The organism is Dermacoccus nishinomiyaensis (assembly GCF_900447535.1).
Taxonomy (GTDB): Bacteria; Actinomycetota; Actinomycetes; order Actinomycetales; family Dermatophilaceae; genus Dermacoccus; species Dermacoccus nishinomiyaensis.
The window spans coordinates 748,616-764,119 of record NZ_UFXX01000001.1 but is presented as its reverse complement, the minus strand read 5'-3'; the positions used below and the strand labels follow the sequence as shown (position 1 = coordinate 764,119).

Here is a 15,504-nt window from a genome sequence, read left to right as displayed (position 1 = left end):
GATGGCTCACCTGTCAGACGGCGCGGTGGTGTGTCCCCCCACTTCACCTAAAATGCGGGGGTGTCATCGACTTCCCGCCCTACCGCCACCGCGGAGCACCGCCGTCTTGCCCAGGCGCCGAAGGACAGCGACCCCTGGCGGCTGTGGGGGCCGTACATGGCGTCGCGGCAGTGGGGGACGGTGCGCGAGGACTACTCGGCCGACGGCAACGCGTGGGCGTATCTGCCGTTCGACCACGCGCACCAGCGCGCCTACCGCTGGGGCGAGGACGGCCTCGCAGGATTGTGCGACCGGTTCGGTTTCTTCAATGTCTCCCTCGCCATGTGGAACGGCAAGGACGACCGACTCAAGGAACGCCTGTTCGGGTTGACGAACAACGAGGGCAACCACGGCGAGGACGTCAAGGAGGTCTGGTGGCCGACGGACGCGACGCCAACGCACTCGTGGGCGAGCTGGCTCTACCGCTACCCACAGGCCAAATTCCCCTACAACCATCTGCGGGCCGAGGCGGCGCAGCGTTCGCGAACCGACGACGAGTACGAGCTGATCGACACGGGTGTCTTCGCCGAGAATCGCTTCTTCGACGTCGAGGTCAAGCACGCGAAGGCGAACCCGACCGACCTGTGCCTCGAGTACACCGTCACCAACCACGGGCCCGATGCTGCACCGCTCGACCTGGTCCCGCAGGCCTGGTACCGCAACACCTGGTCGTGGGGGCGCGACGACCGGGAGCCGTCGATCTCACTCGTCGACGCGAACACCGTGCGCGCCGAGCACGGCTGGCTCGGCGACTACGAGCTGCATGCCGACGGCAGCCCGCGCATCATCTTCTGCGACAACGAGACGAACGAAGGTGCCGTCTTCGGCCACGAGTTCAACCGTCGCGAGCTGACGAAGGACGGCTTCGACGCCCGCATCGTGCACGGTGACAGCGAGGCGATCCGCCTCGACTACGGCACAAAGGTGGGGTTCTGGTACCACTTCGACGACATCGGCCCGGGCGAGAGCGTCACCGTCAGGCTGCGGATGCGCGGGGTGGGCCGTTCCACCGCGCACCAACCGAAGGGCACCGCCCACCAGGAGCCGCCGCCCGGCGATCCCGCATTCGGTGAGGGTTTCGACATCGTCATGCGCACGCGCCGCGACGAGGCCGACGAGTTCTACGACGCCGTCATCCCCACCTCCGCCTCGCCCGACGACCGGCGCATCGCGCGTCGTGCCTTCGCGGGTCTGCTGTGGGGCAAGCAGCTCTACCGCTACTACGTCGACGAGTGGCTCGCCGGCGACCCGGCCGGCGAGGCGCCGCCGGTCTCGCGCGTCACCGGCCTCGACGGGCGCCCGGGGCGCAACGTCGGATGGCGGCACCTGGCGCTCGCGGACGTCATCTCGATGCCGGACGAGTGGGAGTACCCGTGGTTCGCCGCGTGGGATCTGGCGTTCCACACGGTGCCGCTCGCGCACATCGACCCCGAGTTCGCCAAGCATCAACTCGTCCTCATGTGCCGCGAGTGGGCGCAGCACCCGAACGGCCAACTGCCCGCGTACGAGTGGGCGTTCGAGGACGTCAACCCGCCCGTCCACGCCTGGGCGTGCTGGCAGGTGTACGCCATCGACGGCGGCCAGGATCAGTCCTTCCTCATCCAGGTGTTCAACAAGCTGCTGCTCAACTTCTCGTGGTGGGTCAACCGCAAGGACGCCGACGGGACGTACCTGTTCGAGGGCGGCTTCCTCGGCATGGACAACATCACACTCTTCGACCGCTCCACCGACGTGCCGCCCGGCTACAAGCTCGAACAGTCGGACGCGACGAGCTGGATGGCGTTCTTCTCCCAGTCGATGCTGCGGATGGCGCTCGAGCTCGCGCGGCGCGAGCGCGGCTACGACAACGCCGCGACGACGTTCCTGCAGTACTTCATCAACCTCGCCCGGGCGATGGACCGCACGAGCCCCGACGTCGTCTCCAGCCTGTGGAACGAGGAGGACGGCTTCTTCTACGACGCCCTGTCCGACCCGGCAGGCCACATCACGCAGCTTCGCGTGCGTTCGATGGTGGGGTTGTTGCCGCTCATGGCCGTGCTCATCGCGCCGAGCTGGGTGCAGCACGAACTGCCCGACTTCGTCCGTGAGGTCGAGTGGATGATGGAGCGCGAGCCCGCGATGATGAAGGCGATCGCGCAGGCCGAGCACGACTCGGGCGGTGAGAAGCTGACGCTGTCGCTCATCTCCAAGCGCCGACGGGATCTGCTGCTCAAGCGATTGTTCGACGAGGAGGAGTTCCTCTCCGAATACGGCATCCGTTCGCTGTCGGCCGCCTACCGCGAGGAGTACACCGCCCAGATCGGCGGGCGGGAGATGTCGATCCACTACACGCCGGGCGAGTCCGACATCGACCTGTTCGGCGGTAACTCGAACTGGCGTGGGCCTGTGTGGTTTCCCGTCAACTTCCTCGTCGTCGACGCGCTGCGCCTCTACGCGGCCTCGACGCCTGGCGACACCGAGTACGAATACCCGACGAACTCGGGTCGGTTCATGAAGCTGTCCGACATCGTCCTCGACCTCGAGGATCGCCTGACGAACCTGTTCCGTCTCGGGCCGAACGGACGCCCGGGCGATCAGCGCGAGTACCCCGAGGGCCCGCTGTGGGACGAGCACGTGACGTTCAGCGAGTACTTCCACGGTGACACCGGCGTCGGCCTCGGCGCCGCGCACCAGACGGGCTGGACCGCGCTCGTCGCGCACTACATCTGCTCCGACCACGCGCCGGCGCTGCCCGGTTTGCTGCCGGGGGAGTGACGTCGTCGTCCCCAGTCGTGACGGCTGGGGGCGCCGTCAGGGTGGCGGCGCAGGCTGATCCACAGCCCCGGCGCGCTCGAGTCGGTGCCGCGGTACGCGCTGGCCTAGGGTTGGGGCATGCCCGAACTGCCCTCCCTCGATGAGCTCATGTCTGCCGCCGTCAGTGGTGTGGGTGGGGTGCCGCGCCCCGGCCAGGCGAAGATGGCGCAGGCCGTCGAGCAGGCCATCCAGACGGGCGAGCACCTGCTCGTCCAGGCGGGCACCGGCACCGGAAAGTCGCTTGCCTACCTCGTTCCCGCGATCCGGCACGCGTTCGACGTCAACAAGCCGGCCGTCGTCGCGACAGCGACGCTCGCGCTGCAGGCGCAGATCGTCGACCGCGACATGCCACGCCTCGCCGATGCCCTCGAGCCGCTGCTCGGGCGGCGTCCGACGTACGCGCTCGTCAAGGGCAGGCGCAACTACCTGTGCCAGCACAAGCTGGCGGGCGGCTACCCCGACGACGACGCCGACACGCTGCTCGGTGTCGGCCAGGTCGACGCCGACGCGGGTCGCACGGGCCGCGAGGTCGTCCGGCTGCGCGAGTGGGCGAACGAGACCGACTCGGGGGATCGTGACGAGCTCGTGCCCGGCGTCTCGGAGAAGGCATGGCGGCAGGTGTCGGTCTCCAGCCACGAATGCCTCGGCAGCAAGTGCCCCGTCGTCGAGGAGTGCTTCGTCGAGCTGGCGCGTGCCGACGCGAAGGAGGTCGACGTCGTCGTCACGAACCATTCGTTCATGGCGATCGATGCTTTCGAGGGCCGCCAGATGCTACCCGAGCACGACGTCGTCGTCGTCGACGAGGCGCACGAACTCGTCGATCGGGTGACGGCGACGATCACCGACGAGCTGACGACGGGCACGATCAGCGCCGCCGCGAAACGGTGCGGGCGCCTCGCCGACACCGACGACCTCAAGCGCTCGGCCGACCTGCTCAAGGACGCCCTCGAGCAACACCAGGAAGGGCGGCTGCTCGGGCTGTCCGACCCGCTCGAGATGGCAATCCGCGCCATCCTCGACGCGGCACGCTCGATCGCGAGCGAGCTCAAGCCCAAGAACCCGCAGGACAACGACGGCGTGCGTCAGATGGCGCGCGCGGCGATCGACGACATCTTCTCCACCTGCGAGCGCATCCTCGAAGAACGCGAACTCGACGTGCTGTGGATCTCGCACAATGCGCGCGCGAACATCACGGCGCTGAGGGTCGCGCCGATGAGCGTCGCGATGCTCATGCGCGACAAGATCTTCGGCGAGCGGACCGTCGTCATGACGTCGGCGACCCTCGAACTGGGCGGCAGTTTCGACGCTGTCGCCGGCACGCTCGGCCTGCGCGGCGCGGGTGGCCCGGCGTGGAACGGCCTGGACGTCGGCTCACCGTTCGACTACCCCAAGCAGGGCATCGCCTACGTCGCGCAGCACCTGCCCGCGCCGGGGCGCGACGGCATGTCCGAGCAGGCGTTCGAGGAGATCGAGACGCTGATCCGCGCCGCGGGCGGGCGCACGCTCGGGCTTTTCTCCTCGATGCGCGCCGCGCAGAGCGCCGCCGAGGCGATGCGCGAACGCCTCGGCGACGACTTCCCCGTCCTGTGCCAGGGCGAGGACCAGATGGGCACGCTGGTGCGCCGTTTCGCCTCCGACGCGAACACCTGCCTGTTCGGCACGATGACGCTGTGGCAGGGCGTCGACGTGCCCGGTTCGAGCCTGCAGCTCGTCATCATCGACCGCATCCCGTTCCCTCGCCCCGACGACCCGCTCGCCTCGGCGCGCTCGCAGGCCATCGCCAAGATGGGTGGCAACGGGTTCATGGCAGTCTCCGGCACGCACGCGGCGTTGCGGCTCGCGCAGGGCGCCGGTCGCCTCATCCGTCATGCCGACGATCGCGGCGTCGTCGCGTTTCTCGACTCGCGCATGATGACGGCGCGCTACGCCGGGTTCCTGCAGCGGTCGCTCCCACCGTTCTGGCCGACGACGGATCGCGCGCTCATCCTCAAGGCCCTCGCGCGCCTCGACGAGAACGCGCCCCCGATCCGCGCCGTCGCGGAGGCCGGCACCCGCTCGACGAAGGCGCCGACGAAGAAACCCGCGACGTCACAGCAGGCCGGGCAGGCCGGTGCCGACGCCGCGTCGGGGGCGAGGCGTGAGGAGGCGCGCTCCCGGGCCCTGGCCGCGGCGCAGGCGGCCGGCGTCAGCGGCATGGGCACCGCCAGCGCGCTGCAGGCACCCCCGCCGAAGCCTGCCCCCGCCGAGGAGAGCGCCCGCACCGCCGTCACCGACGGGCACGCCTGGACGGCCGAGGCCGACGAGGAACTGCGCGAGGGCATCGGCATGGGCCTGACGCTCGACGAACTCGCCGATCACCTCGAGATGAGCGAGGACGCCGTCGTCGCGCGCTGCGAACAGCTCGGCCTGCGCCCGCAGGGATCCTGACGTGGCGGATGGCGCATGGTGTGGCGCGGGCGCGTTGTCGGTGGCGAGTGACAGGGTGACGGCATGAGCGACGTCCCGCAGATCATCCTCGTCACCGGGCCTGAGCGCATCCTCGCCCAGCGCGCCGTCGAGGAGAGCCTCGAGGCCATCACGGCCGCGCACCCGGAGGCCGAGATCGTGCGCATCGACGTCGCCGAGTACCAGCCCGGGCGTCTCACGACGGAGTTGTCGCCGAGCCTGTTCGGTGGGCGCCGCGTCATCGTCGTGCGTGACTTCGACGAGGCGCCGGACGCCCTTGTCGACGAGCTCGAGGACGCGCTGAAGGTCGGTCTCGACGACGCCAACCTCATCGTGCTGCACAAGGGCGGCAACCGCGCCAAGCGCGTGCTGGATGCACTCAAGAAGGCGAAGGCGCGCGTCATCGAGGCGCCGGCGATCAAGTCGGATCGCGACAAGTCGGCGTTCGTCATGAACGAGTTTCGTCGCGCACGCCGCCGCATCACACCCGAGGGCGTGCGGGCGCTGCTCGAGGCGGCCGGCAAGGACACCTCAGAGCTCGCCGCGGCGTGCCGTCAGCTCGTCGACGACACGAGCGGCATCGTCGACGAGAACACCGTCGGCACCTACCACGGCGGCAAGGTGGAGGCGACGGGCTTCCGCGTGGCCGACGCGACCGTCGCCGGCAACGCGCCCGAGGCCCTGCGGCTGCTGCGCCACGCGTTCGCCTCTGGGATCGATCCCGTGCCGATCGTCGCCGTCCTCGCCTCGCAGCTGCGCCAGGTCGCCAAGGTCGCCTCGGCCGGCAGTGGACGCAGTGCGGATCTCGCGAAGCAGCTGGGGATGCCACCCTGGCAGGTCGACAAGGCGCGGACGGCGTCGCGCGGATGGGACGGCGTCCGTCTCGGACGCGCGATCCAGGCCGTCGCCGCGGCCGACTTCGCCGTCAAGGGTGGTGGACGCGATCCGCAGTACGCCGTCGAGCACGTGGTCCTCGAGATCTGTCGTCAGCGCCACGCGCCGAGCGAGCGTCACTGACGGCCTCGGGCCCGCCGCCCCGATTGCGCCGCGCGGTCGCTTGGCTGGTAGATTTGAGCGAGTGCGTGTGGGCTCAGGTCGTGCGCACACGCAACAGCAGTAACCAGCGGTCTCTCATCGCCAGGTGTCCCCACGCCATATCCGAGAGGCCGTCTGTCGCCCTCACGACAGAACACATTCGACCGAAGAAGTGAGATTTTCGTGGCAAACATCAAGTCGCAGATGAAGCGGATCAAGACGAACGAGATTCGTACCGAGCGCAACAAGGCCTACAAGTCCGAACTGCGCACGTGGATCCGCAAGTTCCGCGCCGAGGTCGAGGCCGGCAACAAGGACGCCGCGTCGACGGCCCTCGCTGCTGCCTCGCGCAAGCTGGACAAGGCTGTCTCCAAGGGAGTCATCCACAAGAACCAGGCCGCCAACAAGAAGTCGGCCATGGCGAAGCAGCTCAACCAGATCTGATCGCCGTGGTGCTTCGCGAGAAGCGCTTCGCATGACGTGGGCCGTCACCTCCCGAGGTGGCGGCCTTCGTCATGCCAGGGCCCGGGCGGGCCGAGGACGAGGCGACGCGCTGCCCGAACCGGCCAGCGCGGGAAAACGCCGACGACGTGCCCCCGGCCGCCCTGACATAATGAGCCGGAACTTTCGCGGGGCCTGCCCGCACCGACGCGATGTGAGGACGATCCCTTGAGCGAGACCGAACACAGCCAGCGCTACACCGCGGAACTGGCGGGGCAGATCGAGCGCCGCTGGCAGGACGCGTGGGAGGAGGCAGGCACCTTCGAGGCCCCCAACCCGAGCGGACCGTGGGCGGACGAGCAGGGCGTCGCCGGGCGTGAGAAGGTCATGATCCAGGACATGTTCCCCTACCCCTCGGGTGCGGGGCTGCACGTCGGTCACCCGCTCGGCTACATCGCGACGGACGTCTACGCGCGCTATCAGCGCACCCAGGGCAAGAACGTCCTCTACACCCTCGGCTACGACGCGTTCGGGCTGCCTGCCGAGCAGTACGCCGTTCAGACGGGCCAGCACCCGCGCAAGACGACCGAGGACAACATGGTCAACATGCGTCGTCAGCTGCGCCAGCTCGGGCTGTCGCACGACGCGCGCCGCACGTTCGCGACGATCGACCCGTCGTACTACAAGTGGACGCAGTGGATCTTCCTGCAGATCTTCGACGCCTGGTACGACCCGGACGAGAGCAAGGCCCGCCCGATCGACACCCTCGTCGAGGCGTACGAGAGCGGCCGCGTCGCGACGCCGTCGGGCGAGGCGTGGGGCGACCTCGACGCCGCTGGGCGCGCTGAGGCGATCAACGCGCGCCGCCTGGCGTACAAGTCGGACGCCCCCGTCAACTGGTCGCCGGGCCTCGGCACCGTCGTCGCGAACGAGGAGGTGACGGCGGACGGCCGCACCGAGCGCGGCAACTTCCCGGTGTTCAAGCGCAACCTGCCGCAGTGGATGATGCGCATCACCGACTACGCCGACCGTCTCGTCGACGATCTCGAGCGCCTCGACTGGCCCGAGTCGATCAAGCTGCAGCAGCGCAACTGGATCGGGCGCAGCAACGGCGCGTCGGTGCGTTTCGACGTCGCGACCCAGGCCGGTTCGGGCGAACAGATCGAGGTCTTCACGACGCGTCCCGACACGATCTTCGGCGCGACGTTCATGGTGCTCGCGCCGGAGCACCCGCTGCTCGAGACGATCGTCCCGGAAGCCTGGCCAGCCGGGACGAATGAGTCGTGGACGGCGGGTGCCGGGACGCCGCGCGACGCCGTCGCCGCCTACCGCCGTGAGGCCTCGCGCAAGAGCGACGTCGAGCGTCAGGCGGGGGAGAAGGGCAAGTCGGGTGTGTTCACCGGTGCCTTCGCGACGAATCCCGTGACGGGTCGGGCGGTGCCCGTGTTCGTCGCCGACTACGTCCTCATGGGCTACGGCACGGGCGCGATCATGGCCGTGCCCGCGCAGGACGAGCGTGACTGGGAGTTCGCGCAGGCCTACGGCCTCGACATCGTGCGCACCGTCCAGCCGAGCGAGGGCCACCCGGAGGATCAGCCGTACACGGGCCAGGGCGCCGCGATCAACTCGTCGACGGCCGGGCTGTCGCTCGACGGGCTCGACATCGAGACGGCGAAGAGGAAGGTCATCGAGTGGCTCGAGGCCAACGAGCGTGGCACGGGCACGACCACGTACCGCCTGCGCGACTGGCTGTTCTCGCGTCAGCGCTACTGGGGCGAGCCGTTCCCGATCGTCTACGACGAGGACGGGACGGCCCACGCGCTGCCGGAGTCGATGCTGCCCGTCGAACTGCCCGAGGTAGCCGACTACTCGCCGAAGACGTACGACCCGGAGGACGCCGAGTCGATGCCCGAGTCGCCGCTGTCGCGCGCCGACGAGTGGGTCAGCGTCGAACTCGACCTCGGCGACGGTGTCAAGAGGTACACGCGTGAGACGAACACGATGCCCAACTGGGCCGGTTCGTGCTGGTACGAGCTGCGCTATGCCGACCCCGCGAACACCGAGCGCTTCGTCGACGCGGGGTGCGAGGAGTACTGGCTCGGCAAGGGCCGCGGCTTCGGCAAGGGTGTCGCGAACGACCCGGGCGGCGTCGACCTGTACGTCGGTGGCGCGGAGCACGCCGTCCTGCACCTGCTGTACGCGCGCTTCTGGCACAAGGTGCTGTTCGACCTCGGCCTCATCTCGAGTGAGGAGCCGTTCCGCAAGCTGTTCAACCAGGGCATGGTCCAGGCGTACGCCTTCCGCGACGGGCGCGGCCAACCCGTGCCGGCCGCGGAGGTGCGCGAGCGCGTCGAGGGCGACGAGACGATCTACGAGTGGCAGGGCCAGCGAGTCACCCGCGAGTACGGGAAGATGGGCAAGTCGCTCAAGAACGTCGTGACGCCCGATGAGATGTGCGACACCTACGGTGCCGACACGTTCCGCGTCTACGAGATGTCGATGGGTCCGCTCGACGCCTCGCGACCGTGGGAGACGCGCGCCGTCGTCGGATCACAGCGCTTCCTGCAGCGCCTGTGGCGCAACGTCGTCGACGAGAACACCGGTGAGCTGCGGGTCGACGAGGAGGGGATGGACGAGGCCACGACACGCCTCGTGCACCGCACGATCGACGGCGTCACCGGCGACTACGAGAACCTGCGCTTCAACACGGCCGTCGCGAAGCTGATCGAACTCAACAACGCGCTGACGAAGCTCGACGCCGTGCCGCGCGAGGCCGCGGAGGCCATCGTCCTCATGACGGCGCCGCTCGCCCCGCACCTCGGCGAGGAGCTGTGGCGCCGCCTCGGACACGAGCAGAGCCTCGCGTTCGAGCCGTTCCCGACAGCCGACCCGGCGCACCTCGTGCAGGGCACCGTCGTCGCCGTCGTCCAGGTCGCGGGCAAGGTGCGTGACCGTCTCGACGTCGCCGCCGACATCAGCGAGGCCGACCTCGAGGCCGCGGCGCTCGCCAGCGAGAAGGTGCAGAACTTCCTCGAGGGCAAGCAGGTGCGCAAGGTCATCGTGCGCGCGCCGAAGCTCGTCAACATCGTCGCGGGCTGATGGCTCGAGCCGGTGGCAGGGCCGGTCGGGTCGGTGTCGTCACCGACTCGACCGCCTGCCTCCCCGCCGAGTTGGTCGCAGGCTGCGCGCCTGACGCGGCGAGCCTGCTGAGGGTCGCGCCGCTCAACGTCACGATCGGCGACGTCACGCGCCCCGAGGACGAGTTGGGGGCTGACGCGGTCGCCTCCGCACAGGCCGAGGGGATAGCGGTGACGACGTCGCGCCCGTCACCGGCGGCGTTCGTCGAGGCCTACCGGGCGCTCGCGGACGCCGGATGCACGAGCATCGTGTCGCTGCACGCATCGCAGGCGTTGTCGTCGACGGTGAGCTCGGCGCGGCTGGCGTCGCTCGAGGCGGGGTTGGACGTCGAGGTTGTCGACTCGCGCACGCTGGGCATGGCGCTCGGTTTCGGCGTGCTCGCGGCGCTGCGCTGGTCGCAGGCCGGGTATGACGTCGACGCCGTGGCCGAGGCGGCGCGCGCCACGTGCGCGTCGTCGCGCACGGCGTTCTACGTCGACTCGTTGGAACCGCTGCGCCGCGGCGGGCGGATCGGGCGAGCCGGGGCTCTGTTCGGCTCGGCGTTGTCGATCAAACCGCTGCTGCAGGTCGACGACGGCGTCATCGCGCCGCTCACGCGCGTGCGATCGCGGGGCAAGGCCGTCGAGCGGCTCGGGACGTGGGCTCTGGCTCAGGCCGAGAACCTCGGCGAGGGCAAACGCGTCTGCGCCGTGCACTCGCTGCAGCACTCCGAGTTGGCGCAGGTGCTCGTCGACCGGTTGGGCGGTGGCGCGTCCCCTGGGGCGGGGCGGGACGGTGAAGCGCGTTCCGCTGAAGCGAGCTCGACCGGTTCGTCTGGGGGCACCGGTGACGATGCGACGGGGCCGGCCCGGCCGGGCAGCCGGGCTGCGGGTCCGCGAGCGGACGGTGCCCCAGGCGCGGCGGGCCCCGATGCGGCCGACCAGGTTGGCGACGTGGCTGCGCTCGGAGCGTCCTCGCCGGACGGAACACGGGGCGACGGTGCCCGCGCTGCAGCGGAGGCCGACGCCGCGTCGTCGTCAGCCGTGCGGTGGGCCATGGCGCCGGTGCAGGCGCGCCTGGGAGCCGTCGTCACCGCGCACGTGGGCGCCGGAGCACTCGGCGCCGTCGTCGCGGTGATGCCGGAACCGCCGGGCTGACGAAGGCTGCTGCGAGCCGCATCGGGCGCGCCTCTTCCACAGCTGTGACGGCCACGGGCCCATCCGGCACGCGCCTGCACGCGTTTCCACACCTTCGGCTCGCGTCAGCGAGCGTGGAGGGATGGGGCTTCTTACCGTCGAGGCATGACCCGCAGAACGCTGCCCGAGACCGACGACCGGCTCGACGAGGTGCTCGCCGAGATCGAACGCGCCCGCCACGAACCGACGTGGGTGCCCGAACCGGAACGCACCGCCCGCCGACTCGTCCGAGCACCGGACGGCCTCGAGGACGCCCGATGGCGTCCCTCGCGTCCGGCTGCCCTGCTCATCGGCGTGTGCGCGGTGCTCGCCGTCGCCGTGCTGGGGCTGCGTCTGCTGCTCAGTTCCGGAGATGACGGTGCGGCACCGAAGGCGCTCATCGCGTCGTCATCGCCGCGTATCGCCGGGAGCGCCAGCGTGGCGACGACGGGGAGTAGGGGTGCTGCGTCGACGCCGTCTCACAGCACTGCCATGGCTTCGGTCGCCGGCGCGACGAGCGGCGCGCCTCTCAGCATTCACGTCGTCGGGGCGGTGCGGCGCCCGGGCGTCGTCCAGGTGCCGGCCGGAAGCCGCGTCGCGGATGCCGTGACGGCGGCCGGCGGGATGTCGGGTGCCGACGCGACGGCGATCAACCTGGCTCGGCCGCTCGCCGATGGGGAGCAGGTCCACGTCCCCCGCCCGGGCGAGAGCGTCCCCCCGCCGGTGCCCGTGGCGCCGGCTGCAGGGGCCACCGCACCGGGCGCTCCGGCGGCCGTGGCGGGCCCGACTGCTCCGGGAGCGCCCGGTGGCGGGGCCGCGGCCGGGGGCGTCGTCAACGTCAACACCGCGGACGCGACATCGCTCGACACGTTGCCCGGGGTCGGGCCGGTTCTCGCGCAGCGCATCGTCGAGTGGCGTGAGAAGAACGGTCGGTTCTCGAGCGTCGACGAACTCGGTGAGGTCTCCGGTATCGGCGACAAGATGCTCGATCGCCTGCGCAGCAAGGTCACCGTGTGAGTCTCGGCGGCCACGACATGCGGTTGTTGTCGGCCGCGTGCGTCGCCTGGGCGGCCCTCGCCACCCTGCTCTCGGCTCGCCCCGACCCCGCGATCGTGGTCGTCGTCCTCGCCCTCGTGACGATCGTCGCCGGGGCCCTCGCGTTCGGGACGCGCTTGCCTGGTCTACGGGCGGACCAGTCAGCCCGAGCCCGGCACGAGGGCGAGGATGACGAGAATCCGGCGTCATCCCACGGGTCGGGGTGGGCGCTCTGGGCGCTGCTGGTCATCGCGCTGACGACGATCGTCCTCGCTGCGGCGCAGGTGACGTTGGCGCACGAGGAAGCCGGGCCGGTGACGACGCTGGCCCGTGACCGCGCCGTCGCGACACTCGAGGCGAGAGTGACGGGCCAGCCGCACCGGGTCGTCGGCGCCGGAGGCGACGAGCGCTTCGTCGTCCCGGCCCAGATCGACCGCATCACGGCGCGCGGACGCACGCAGGAGGTCGCGACGCCCGTCATCCTCGTCGGCGATCGTCGGTGGACGAACCTCACCTGGCAGTCCCACCTGCGGGCGCGCGGGCGTCTGGCCCCATCGCAGCGTCTCGGGGCGGCGCGCGCCGTCGTGCAGGTCAACGGTGCCCCGGACGTCGTCGGCGCTCCGCCCTGGGTGGTGACGACACTCGAACCTGTTCGGGCCGGGCTCGTCGGCGCCTCGTCGCAGTTGCCGGACGACCCCGCCGGCCTGTTGCCCGCGCTCGTCGTGGGCGACACGGCCCATCTACCGGACGACCTGACGGACGCGATGAACGCCACCGGCATGTCGCACCTCAACGCCGTGAGCGGTTCGAACGTGACGGTCGTCCTCGTCGCGACGATGTGGTTGTTGGGGTGGTCGCGCACGTCACGTCGGGTGCGGGTGGCCCTGGCTCTCGTCGCGCTCGCCGCGTACGTCGTCCTGTGCCGACCCGAACCGAGCGTGGTGCGCGCGGCCGCGATGGGTGCCGTGGGAGTGCTCGGCACGTCGTGGGGACGCGAACGCGCCGCCTGCCCGGCGCTCGCGGCAGCCATCGTCGGATTGTTGGTGTGGGATCCGTGGCTTGCCGTCAGCGTCGGCTTCGCCTTGTCGGCGCTGGCGACGCTCGGGCTCGTTCTGTTCGCGCGACGCTGGTCGCAGGCCCTGCTCACGAAGCTCGGTTCGCGGCGCGGCCGGTTCGTCGACGGGATGGTCGAGATCACCTGCGTCCCGCTCGCCGCGCAGGCGCTGTGCCTGCCGGTGCTCGTCGCCCTCAATTCGTCGGTGTCGTGGGTCTCGATCCCCGCGAACGTCGCGGCCGAGCCATTCGTCGCGCCGGCGACGCTCGGTGGCATGATCGTGTCGACCGTCGCCGTCATCGCTCCGACGCTCGCAGGGTGGCTCGTGTGGTTGCCGGGGCTGCCCACCTGGGTGATCTGCGCAGTGGCCCGCCTCGCTGACGCCGTCCCCGGCGGCTCGGTGCCCTGGCTCCCGGGGCTGGCCGGAGTCGTGCTCGCCATTGTCGTCGTGGCCGTGCTCCTGTGCGCGTGGCGGGCCATCGTCTTCACCGGTCGCTTCGGTCTCGTCGCGCTCGGGGTCGCGGGGGCGCTCCTGGCGGCTGTGCTCGCGCCGTTGCCGGGGGAGTCGGCCGCACCGCCCGCGTGGGTCTATGCGCAGTGCGCGGTGGGTCAGGGGGATGCCGCGCTCGTGCGCACCGGGGCGACGCGCGCCGTCATGATCGACGTGGGGCCTGCCGACGGCCATCCCGCGCAATGCCTCGAGCGCCACGGCATCACGACGCTCGACGCCGTCATCCTCACCCACTTCCACGCCGACCACGTGGGCGGACTGGCTGAGGTCTTGCGTGCTTCCGACGCTCCGGTGGCGGTCCTCGGAACGTGGGTCATGGAGGGCGCTCAGGAGAGCGAGGGACTCAAAGGCCGCGGTACAGCGGCGTCGTCACGATCGCGCGGCGAGCAGGGCGCGTTGGGTTCGGTGCAAGCAGCGCTCGAACAGCCTCGGGCTTCGCTCGGGGCGCTCGCACCGGGACAACGCCTCGTCATCGGCGAGGTGACGATCGAGGTGCTGTGGCCGCGCCGCGTCATGACGGAGGGGTCGGTGCAGAACAACGCCTCACTCGTGCTCGACGTATCGGCGCCCGCGTATCACGCGCTCATGCTGGGCGATTGCGAACGTGAGGCGCAGGCCGCGGTGATCGAACAGGTGCGTCAGAGCGCCCGGCGACGCGCGTTCGACCTCGTCAAGGTGGCGCACCACGGTAGCTCCAACCAGAACGAGCGCCTCTACGAGGCGGCGGCCGCGCGTCAGGCCGTGATCGGGGTGGGCGCCGGCAACGACTACGGCCACCCGACGAAGAAGACGCTCGAACTGTTGGCCCGGCACGACGCGCGGGTTTGGCGTACCGACACGCAGGGTGACGTGGACGCCCTCGCGACGGGTGGCTCGATCAGCCTGCAGGCTCAGCGATGAGCGTGCTGCGCGCTCGGCACTCGTGCTGCCGCGTCGGCGAGGGCTTCGAGGGTGGCGGTGACGGCGGGGACCCGCTGCAGGTCGGGTGTCGTCACGGCGAACACGCAGCGCCGGCTCGACGGCAGCAGCGGCAACGTCACGACGTCCGGATGCGACGTGGAGCGCAGGATCAGCTCGGGAATGAGCGCGACGCCGAGGCCCTCCGCGACGAGGCCGAGAACGGTGACATAGTCCTCCGTCTCGAACGCGACGTCGGGCGCGTAACCGGCGCCCTGGGCGAGGCTGACGAGGTGGCCACGGCATCGGGGGCACCCCGCGATCCACGAGGCGTCGCTGAGCTCCTCCATGCGGACGCTCTCGGCTGCGGCGAGGGGGTGATCGCGCGGGACGGCGAGACGCACGTCGTCGTGCAGGAGCCCGCGGGTGAGGAACGGGTCCAGGTCCTCGCCTGCGGGGAGCGGGTCCGCGTCGTCGTACGTGAACGCCACGGCGACGTCGCAATCGCCGGCACGCAGGCTCGCCAGGGATTCCGGGGGTTCGGCCTCGGCGAAGCTGACCTTGACGTCTGGGAACCGCTCCTTGACGAGTGCGAGGGCGCGCGGGACGAGCGTTGACGATGCCGACGGGAACGCCATGAGGCGCACCCGCCCGGCGCGCAACCCCGCGATGGCGGCGACCTCACCCTCGGCGGCCTCGAGGGCACTGAGGACGGGCGTCGCCGTGCGCGCCAGCACCTGCCCGGCCTCCGTCAGCCGCACCGAGCGGCCGAGGCGCTCCACGAGAGCCGTCCCGGTCTTCTCCTCGAGACGGCGCACCATCTGCGACACGGCCGGCTGAGAATAGCCGAGAGCGGCAGCGGCGGCGGTGAAGCTGCCCTCGTCGCTGATCGCCTTCATGACGCGGAGCCCGGCTGCATCGATCATGCACCAAGAATAACGTGCTCTTATCCATTGTTGAGA

General features: G+C 70.5%; 9 protein-coding genes. 8 read left to right on the top strand and 1 reads right to left on the bottom strand.

The features are described 5' to 3' along the window. Positions 1–60 precede the first annotated feature (60 nt). The 8 genes from DYE07_RS03620 (at position 61) to DYE07_RS03585 (ending at position 14,545) form a co-directional block, all read left to right on the top strand. The gene (locus DYE07_RS03620) at positions 61–2,793 is read left to right on the top strand and encodes an MGH1-like glycoside hydrolase domain-containing protein (protein ID WP_115296367.1); all 2,733 of its coding nucleotides are present in this window, start codon (positions 61–63) and stop codon (positions 2,791–2,793) included. 117 nt (positions 2,794–2,910) lie between these two features. Beyond that, on the top strand, positions 2,911–5,259 hold the full coding sequence (locus DYE07_RS03615; protein WP_115296366.1) for an ATP-dependent DNA helicase: 2,349 nt from the start codon (positions 2,911–2,913) through the stop codon (positions 5,257–5,259). Positions 5,260–5,322: 63 nt separating this feature from the next. Beyond that, positions 5,323–6,294: a DNA polymerase III subunit delta gene (gene holA, locus DYE07_RS03610; protein ID WP_115296365.1), complete on the top strand. Its 972-nt coding sequence runs from the start codon at positions 5,323–5,325 to the stop codon at positions 6,292–6,294. 201 nt (positions 6,295–6,495) lie between these two features. Next, positions 6,496–6,756: a 30S ribosomal protein S20 gene (gene rpsT, locus DYE07_RS03605; protein ID WP_006944584.1), complete on the top strand. Its 261-nt coding sequence runs from the start codon at positions 6,496–6,498 to the stop codon at positions 6,754–6,756. 225 nt (positions 6,757–6,981) lie between these two features. After that, positions 6,982–9,852 carry a leucine--tRNA ligase gene (gene leuS / locus DYE07_RS03600; protein ID WP_115296364.1) on the top strand — a complete coding sequence of 957 codons (2,871 nt, stop codon included), beginning with the start codon at positions 6,982–6,984 and terminating at the stop codon, positions 9,850–9,852. Continuing rightward, positions 9,852–11,027, top strand: coding sequence for a DegV family protein (locus tag DYE07_RS03595; RefSeq protein ID WP_074040524.1), 1,176 nt, complete (start codon positions 9,852–9,854; stop codon positions 11,025–11,027). The genes leuS and DYE07_RS03595 overlap by 1 nt, the downstream gene beginning before the upstream one ends. A gap of 144 nt (positions 11,028–11,171) precedes the next feature. Next, positions 11,172–12,062 (top strand): ComEA family DNA-binding protein, encoded by an 891-nt coding sequence (locus tag DYE07_RS03590; protein WP_115296363.1) that lies wholly within the window; start codon positions 11,172–11,174, stop codon positions 12,060–12,062. Next, positions 12,059–14,545, top strand: a complete 2,487-nt coding sequence (locus DYE07_RS03585) for a ComEC/Rec2 family competence protein (protein ID WP_115296362.1) — start codon at positions 12,059–12,061, stop codon at positions 14,543–14,545. Before DYE07_RS03590 ends, DYE07_RS03585 begins: the two co-directional genes overlap by 4 nt. Here the strand turns inward: DYE07_RS03585 and DYE07_RS03580 are convergent. Then, complete coding sequence (locus DYE07_RS03580) at positions 14,536–15,468, bottom strand: LysR family transcriptional regulator (protein WP_006946558.1); 933 nt, start codon at positions 15,466–15,468, stop codon at positions 14,536–14,538. The two genes, DYE07_RS03585 and DYE07_RS03580, sit on opposite strands and share 10 nt — an antisense overlap. Positions 15,469–15,504 lie beyond the last annotated feature (36 nt).